Genomic DNA, 7,174 nt, shown 5'->3' with positions numbered 1-7,174 from the left:
CGGATAGGAGGACAGGGCGTGCCCTTCCTTGGACTTCTCCTGGCGGAACCCGTCCAGGTCCTCCTCGGAGAGCCGGCCTTCCATGAAGGCGCGGGCGTACATGCCGGGGGAGGCGTGGCCCTGGAAGAAGACCTGGTCGCCGCCGCCGGGGTGGTCCTTGCCGCGGAAGAAGTGGTTGAAGCCGACCTCGTACAGGGTCGCGGCGCCGGCGTAGGTGGAGATGTGGCCGCCGACGCCGATGTCCGCCCGCTGTGCCCGGTGCACCATCACGGCGGCATTCCAGCGCAGCCAGGCACGGTATTTGCGTTCGATCTCTTCGTCGCCAGGGAATGCCGCTTCCTGGTCGACCGGGATGGTGTTGACGTAGTCCGTGGTGGTGACCATCGGAACACCCACGCTCTGCGCGCCGGCCCGCTGGAGCAGGCTTCGCATAATGTACTGGGCACGTTCGGTGCCCTGTTCCTGAATCAGGGTATCCAGGGACTCCAGCCATTCGGCGGTCTCTTCCGGATCACGATCAGGCAGCTGGTTTGTCAACCCGCTGAGGATATGGGAGGTATCTTCTCCTGCAGCCACGTCCAACCTCTCTTTGAGCGCATCTATCGGCACCCTCAGCTCCGGGCAGGGTGACTGCCTGGCGTGAACGCGACGTGTGCGACATATCGGTTACATCAGCCCGGTCGTATGCGCCGGGCAAGGTCCAATCACGGTACGCCTGCCTGTATTAGCCGGGCGGTTGCCCGCGCAGGCGTAGTCGTCATCAGCCACTCTAGCCGTGCGGGCTGATGGATGCGTAGCCGCCCTATGGACCCGTCCCCGTATTTCACGGGCATACTGGTTGTGTGACGAAGCGCTGCCCCGCAGCCTCCGGATCGGCCTGTGTGACGCAGAATATGGCGGATCGCGGTACCAACAGCTTGAAGCGAGAGCCCAAAGGGTGTTGGCTTGGAGTAATGGAAATCACTAGTGCCATTGAAAACATGAAGCAATTCAAAAAGCATAGGAGCAACACGTGAGCGAGGCCGACGCCGCCACTTCGGTAAATGTGGCGGAGAAACTGGGTTTCAAAGACGGGGACCTGATTCAGGAATTCGGTTATGACGACGATGTCGACTTCGACTTGCGGGACGATATCGAAGATCTCACGGGCTCTGAGCTTCTCGATGAGGACGATCACGAGGTGGTCGATGCCGCCATTCTCTGGTGGCGGGCAGGTGACGGAGACCTTGTGGACACGCTGGTCGATTCGCTGACCACTCTCACCGAGGGCGGCGTTGTCTGGGTCCTGACTCCCAAGTCCGGCCGGGACGGCTACGTCTCGCCCGCGGACATCCAGGATGCCGCGCCCACCGCAGGGCTCCACTACACCACCTCCGCCGGCGTCTCGAAGGACTGGAGCGCCACCCGGTTGGTCACGCGGAAGAACAAGTGACCCAAGCGGTCCAGCACGAGGCCTCCGGGCCGGGCTCCGCCGTGAGCCCCGTTCCCGGTGCCGTTCCCGGCGTCGGCGATGCCGCGCCGGATTTCGAGCTCGCCAATCAATTCGGCGAACCGGTGCGCCTCTCAGACTTCCGCGGCCGCAACGTCGCCATAGTCTTCTACCCGTTTGCCTTCTCCGGGATCTGCACCGGGGAACTGTGCGAAATCCGGGACAACCTGGCACTGTTCGAGGATGCCGACGCCGCCGTGCTGGCAGTCTCGGTGGACAGCAAATTCGCCCAGCGTGCCTATGCCGAAAAGGAAGGCTACGGCTTCGATCTGCTGGCAGACTTCTGGCCGCACGGGGCCGTGGCCTCGGCTTACGGCGTGTTCGACCCTGATAGCGGCATGGCGCTGCGCGGCACCTTCATCATCGACGCGGCGGGAATCGTCCGCTACGTCGTGGTGAATCCGCGCGGCCAGGCCCGGGACTTCGCCGAATACCGGGCGGCCCTCGCGGGACTCGGCGGGAGCTGATCCGGTGAGGCAGCGGCGGCCAGGAATCGGCATGACCGGGTTTGCCAGCCTCCCGCCGGTCACGGCCGCCGGGAGCGCCGCGGAACTCCAGCGCACCGAGCTGGAGGCCCTGCAGGACATCCACGGCCTCCTGTCCGGGGAGCAGTTCGCCGTGCTGACGGGTGCCGGCCTGAGTACGGATTCAGGCATCCCGGACTACCGCGGGCCCGGCGCCGCACCGCGGACCCCCATGACCTACCAGGAATTCATCGGCGAGCCGGGAAACCGGCAGCGCTACTGGGCCCGCAACCACATCGGCTGGTCACATCTGCGCAGGGCGGATCCGAACGATGGCCATGCCGCTGTAGCCCGGCTGGAGCAGCGGGGGCTTCTCACCGGCCTCATCACCCAAAACGTGGACCGGCTCCACGAGGACGCCGGCAGCGTCAACGTCGTGGACCTGCACGGCCGGTTCGACCGGGTAGTGTGCCTGGACTGCCACCGGCGGTTCAGCCGCCGGATGCTGGCCGGTGTCCTGGAAGAACTCAACCCCGGGTTCCTGGAACGGGCGCAGGCGGCCGGGGTGGTTGAAATGGCACCGGACGCCGATGCCGCCGTCGAGGACGCCGAACTGATTGGATCGTTCATCGTCGCCCGCTGTCCGGCCTGCGGCGGCACCCTGAAACCGGACTTCGTGTACTTCGGGGAAAACGTGCCCAAGGACCGGGTGGAGCGCTCGTATGCCATGGTCGACGCCGCCCGGGCGCTCCTGGTGGCCGGCTCGTCGCTGACCGTGATGAGCGGCCTGCGTTTTGTCCGCCACGCGGCGAAGCAGGGCAAAGCCGTGGTCATTATCAACAGGGGACCGACCCGCGGCGACGGCCTCGCCACCATCAAGCTGGAGGCAGGCGTCAGCGGGGCCTTGACCTGGCTCGCCGCCGAGCTGCCGCCCCTGTAGCGACGGCCGGGCCGATTGGCGCTTGGCCGGTGACATCCGGTACAGTAGCTGTTCGTTGGTTGAAGCGCTGAGGCGCGGAAACCGCGGTTTGGGTCTTTAGCTCAGCTGGTAGAGCGCCACGTTTACACCGTGGATGTCATCGGTTCGATCCCGGTAGGACCCACCACAGAAAACCCCGTCTTTCCGGACCACACGGTCCGGAAGGGCGGGGTTTTGTGCGTCCCGGCGGGGGATGCTGCACGCCCCGAAAATGTCAGGGCTTCGCCCTACTGTGACGGGCATGGAACACGTGATGGTGAAAACAGGCCCGGACGGGCGGCCACTGGCGGTAGTGCGCGGGGGCAGGGAATGGTTGATCGGCGCCGAGCCCGTGCGTTGGTTCGAGCGGGTCAGCTGGTGGGAGGCCGAGCGCCGGATGCCCAAGGGCCTGAGCCGCGTGGATGTCGAGGTCTGGCAGGTCCAGGCGAGGCTCGGCCGCAACCGCGGATCTGCCCTGACCACCATGGAACTGATCCGGGACGGCCTCGGTGGGGGCTGGCGGCTGCGGGGGGCCGTTGCGGACGCCGCGTAGGCCGCCTGCGCGGGCAACAATCGCCCGGCCCGGCCCGCTCAAAAGGGGACCCCGGACCCTGGTATCACCCGGGCATTGGAAAAGCCTTCCACCGCGACTATTGGGGGATGCCGCGGTGGAAGGCTTGTAATGAATATACCGTGAACGCTTGGAAATGTGAAACACCGGCGGCGTTTCTGCGCGCCAGAATTACGCCAGTCGATGGCCTAATCGCGGGCCCCGGGAGTCCGCCGCCTAGGATGTTTTCATGACCGCCACGAGTGCCCGCCGAATCGCCAGAGTCCGCCCGCTTTCCCCGGCTGCCGGGGGAGAATACTTCTTCGTCGCCAACGACGCAGCGGACTTTGGCAGTGCGGCGGGCAGGGTGTGGACGGTGACACCCTCTCCGTTCCCGGGTTCTGCCGCCAATGCCGGCAGCCTGCCCCGCAGTGGTTGGGAGGTCGGCGCGACAGTGGAGGAAGCGTCGTTCACGTTCCTCGCGCCCTGTGTCCCGGCCAACGTCCTGGGCATGGCGCACAATACCGGTGCCGCCGGTCGCGGGCTTCCGCCGCAGGCCTTCCACAAGGCGTCCACCAGCGTGGTCGGCCCGGGGGACGCGGTTGAACTTCGGCCGGGCGTGGGCCGCGTCGAGCCGGAGGCCGAACTGACCCTCGTCATCGGGAACAGGGCCCGCGGACTGACGCCCGGCAACGCCATGGGCGCGGTCCTGGGCTACACCATAGGAAATGACGTCTCCGCCAGGAACCTGCAGGAATCCGATCAACTGTGGATCAGCGCCAAGAGCCAGGACACGTTCACGCCCGTGGGGCCCTGGATCGTCACGGATCTGAACGGTGACGACCTGGCGATCGGCATCAAGCACAACGGTCAGGAACTCCAGGCAGCCAGCTCCGCCGACCTTGGCTGGAAGGTCGAGGAAATCCTCACCTATCTCACATCCTTCATGACCCTTCACCCGGGTGACCTGGTGCTGACGGGATTCCCCGCCGAGTGTGCGCCGATCGTCCCCGGCGACACCGTCACGTGCCACATTGCCGGCATCGGCGAGCTGACGAACCCCGTGGTGTCTGCCGCCTAAGGGGCCGGCGGTCCCCGACGAGGCCCGCCGACGGGGAGCAATGGATGCACGGGCCCTGCCGGTCCCGGTTCAGGGCGCCAGACATTATGATGGTTAGTGTTCAGCTGACTGGACGGCATTCGAACGAGTGGCGCGGCGACTTGCGCGCGATACCTGAAGGAGAATCATGGCCGATTCCCGAGTTTCCCGACCCTCCGACGGATTGGGGAGCGCGTCACCCGCGCCGGCTGTCACCCGTGCCGCCGCCGTGCTGGAAGCCCTGGCGGCATCCGCGACCGGACGCCTCACGCTCAGTGATCTGTCCCGGGAACTGGGAATCCCGAAGTCCTCCACCTCCAACCTGCTGCTCGCGCTCGAGGAGGCGAGGCTGATCAGCCGCCAGGGCGCGGAGTTCACCCTCGGCCGGAAGTTGGTTGAGCTCGGTGCTGCCTACCTCAGCCGCCTCGACGAGGTCCAGGAGTTCTACCGCTTCTGTGAACAGGCCCCGACGCTCTCGGGAGAGACGGTCCGGATCGCCATGCTGGATGGAACAAATGTCATCTACCTGGCCCGCTACGAAGGGCACCCGGCGGTGCGCCTGACGTCCAATATCGGCGACAAGATGCCCGTGTCCCTCTGTGCCGTGGGCAAGGCCCTGATCGCGCGGCTGCATGACCACGACGTCGACGAGATGTTTCCCGACGACGCCACCCTTCCGGTCCTGACGCCGAAGTCGCTGCGCACGGGTGCCGAGCTCAAGGCGCAGCTCACGCTCATCCGGGAACAGGGGTATGCGTTCGAGGACGAGGAATCCACCACGGGCGTCGTGTGCCTGGCCGTCGCCGTCCCGACCCGGGGCGCACACGGGCCCAGCCTAGGCCTGTCGGTCACCGCGCTGAAGGCCACTTACTCGCAGGAGCAGGGCGCCCTGATGGTGAAGGAACTCCAGGACCTCGCCCGGTCCCTCGGCAATCCCATGGGCTAGGGGCCCGCGCCGCTGGGCGTTTCGGGACGCCCCGGAATAAAACTGATTATTCATTGGCTAGCCGATCACTATGCTGTACTCTGTTCAGCATAGTGATCGACTCCTTGGGGTTGCTCACACCCACCAGACCAACGGGGGTCTGGAGTGTTCTTGAGGGAGTGCTTGTGACAACTAGTACTAATACACCGCTCGCTGAAGCGGACGGCGCCGTCGTCGATCCGGAACAGCTGCGACGGGCAACGCTTGCCAGCTCTGTGGGCTCCGCGCTGGAGTACTACGACTTCTACATCTACGGGCTGGCCTCCGCCCTGATCTTCGGCCCGCTGTTTTTCAAGCCGCTCGGCGAGGACGGGGCCCTGATTGCGTCCTTCGCCACGTACGGTGTGGGCTTCGCGGCCCGGCCCTTCGGCGGGATGGTCTTCGGCTACATCGGCGACCGGTTCGGCCGCAAGATGGTCCTGATCCTCACCATCGGCCTGATGGGGACCGCCAGCTTCGCCATCGGCCTGCTGCCGACGTACGAACAGGCCGGCATGCTCGGCGCCGTTCTTCTGGTGACGCTGCGCATCCTGCAGGGACTGGGTGCCGGCGCTGAACAGGCGGGCGCCACCACGCTCATTTCCGAAGTCGCGCCGCGCCGCCGTCGTGGCTTCTTCGCGTCGCTCCCGTTCGTCGGCATCCAGCTGGGGACCCTGCTCGGCGCCGGAACGTTTGCGCTCATTGCCATGGCAGACAAGGCCGTCCTGGAGGGCTGGCTGTGGCGGGTGCCCTTCCTGGCCAGCGTGCTCCTGGTTGTGGTGGCCATCTTCATCCGGCTCCGTCTGAAGGAAACGCCCGTCTTCCAGGAACTGGAAAAGCACAAGAGCGTGGTCAAGAACCCCATCGGCCAGCTGTGGAAGCACTCGAAGAAGAACGTGCTGATCGGCATCGGCCTGCGGATGGGCGAAAACGGCAATTCCTCGATCTACTCCGCGCTGCTCATCGCGTTCCTGGCGGCCAAGGACGGCGTTTTTCCCGGCGACAAGTTCATCGGTCCGGTCGGCCTGCTCATCGCCGCGGGCTTCGCGGCCGTCATGGTGATCACCTTCGGTGCGCTGTCCGACAGGTTCGGCCGGGTGCCCGTCTACCGCTACGGCGCGCTGTTTCAGGCGCTCATCGCGCTGCCGGCGTTCTACCTGGTGACGCTGGGCAATGTCACGCTGGTCTGGATTGTCATGGTGGTCGGCATCGCCCTCGGCGTTCAGTCCATGCTCGGCCCGCAGTGCCCGCTGCTGCCTGAACTCTTCGGCTCGCAGTACCGCTTCACCGGCGTGGCCATGAGCCGGGAGCTCTCCGCCGTCCTGGCCGGCGGCCTGGTCCCGCTGGTCGGCGCCGCGCTGCTGGCCGCCACGGACCATTCCTGGCTGGTGCTCGCCATCTACTCGCTGGTCCTGGCGCTGATCTCGTTCGTCACCACCTTCTTCACGCCCGAGACGGTGGGACGCGACCTTCTCCTGACGGAGGATGCGCGCTAGGCGGGATCCGGGCTGCGGACCCTCCGTCCGCGCAGCACAGGCCGTGGCCCCTTCCACCCAGGAAGTGGCCACGGCCGTTTCTGCGCCACGGAATACCCGCGTCGACGGGCAAAATACCCGGCGCGTCCGAATACCGGCCTCGCAGGCACGGTTC

Annotated in this window: 7 protein-coding genes, 1 tRNA gene and 1 pseudogene; 8 read left to right on the top strand and 1 reads right to left on the bottom strand. The window is 66.1% G+C overall.

The genetic code is table 11. From position 1 onward, the window contains the following. Positions 1-576: pseudogene (locus AC1DKN_RS20840) on the bottom strand (pyruvate dehydrogenase (acetyl-transferring), homodimeric type); the annotation flags it as partial. Between the two features lie 436 nt (positions 577-1,012). Here AC1DKN_RS20840 and AC1DKN_RS20835 point away from each other — a divergent pair. The 8 genes from AC1DKN_RS20835 (at position 1,013) to AC1DKN_RS20800 (ending at position 7,020) form a co-directional block, all read left to right on the top strand. Further along, positions 1,013-1,432, top strand: coding sequence for a DUF3052 domain-containing protein (locus AC1DKN_RS20835; RefSeq protein ID WP_018773429.1), 420 nt, complete (start codon positions 1,013-1,015; stop codon positions 1,430-1,432). Positions 1,433-1,473: 41 nt separating this feature from the next. Next, complete coding sequence (locus tag AC1DKN_RS20830; protein ID WP_476849018.1) at positions 1,474-1,956, top strand: peroxiredoxin; 483 nt, start codon at positions 1,474-1,476, stop codon at positions 1,954-1,956. 4 nt (positions 1,957-1,960) lie between these two features. Next, positions 1,961-2,893 carry an NAD-dependent protein deacetylase gene (locus AC1DKN_RS20825; protein WP_476858289.1) on the top strand — a complete coding sequence of 311 codons (933 nt, stop codon included), beginning with the start codon at positions 1,961-1,963 and terminating at the stop codon, positions 2,891-2,893. 90 nt (positions 2,894-2,983) lie between these two features. Further along, positions 2,984-3,059 (top strand) — tRNA-Val (locus AC1DKN_RS20820). 126 nt (positions 3,060-3,185) lie between these two features. Continuing rightward, positions 3,186-3,464: a hypothetical protein gene (locus tag AC1DKN_RS20815; RefSeq protein WP_018773424.1), complete on the top strand. Its 279-nt coding sequence runs from the start codon at positions 3,186-3,188 to the stop codon at positions 3,462-3,464. Between the two features lie 247 nt (positions 3,465-3,711). Beyond that, on the top strand, positions 3,712-4,542 hold the full coding sequence (locus AC1DKN_RS20810; protein WP_476872385.1) for a fumarylacetoacetate hydrolase family protein: 831 nt from the start codon (positions 3,712-3,714) through the stop codon (positions 4,540-4,542). A gap of 166 nt (positions 4,543-4,708) precedes the next feature. Then, positions 4,709-5,506 carry an IclR family transcriptional regulator gene (locus AC1DKN_RS20805; protein ID WP_476856943.1) on the top strand — a complete coding sequence of 266 codons (798 nt, stop codon included), beginning with the start codon at positions 4,709-4,711 and terminating at the stop codon, positions 5,504-5,506. 164 nt (positions 5,507-5,670) lie between these two features. After that, positions 5,671-7,020 carry an MFS transporter gene (locus AC1DKN_RS20800; protein WP_476848979.1) on the top strand — a complete coding sequence of 450 codons (1,350 nt, stop codon included), beginning with the start codon at positions 5,671-5,673 and terminating at the stop codon, positions 7,018-7,020. Positions 7,021-7,174: the final 154 nt, after the last annotated feature.

Source organism: Arthrobacter sp. 01N444 (assembly GCF_056399305.1).
Note: the sequence above shows the minus strand (reverse complement) of the source record. Positions and strands in the feature narration are given on the sequence as shown.

Excerpts from the sequence above, each read along its gene's own strand:
- AC1DKN_RS20815 (WP_018773424.1), top strand. The coding sequence starts at position 3,186 with ATGGTGAAAACAGGCCCGGACGGGCGGCCACTGGCGGTAGTGCGCGGG.
- AC1DKN_RS20810 (WP_476872385.1), top strand. The coding sequence starts at position 3,712 with ATGACCGCCACGAGTGCCCGCCGAATCGCCAGAGTCCGCCCGCTTTCC.
- AC1DKN_RS20805 (WP_476856943.1), top strand. The coding sequence starts at position 4,709 with ATGGCCGATTCCCGAGTTTCCCGACCCTCCGACGGATTGGGGAGCGCG.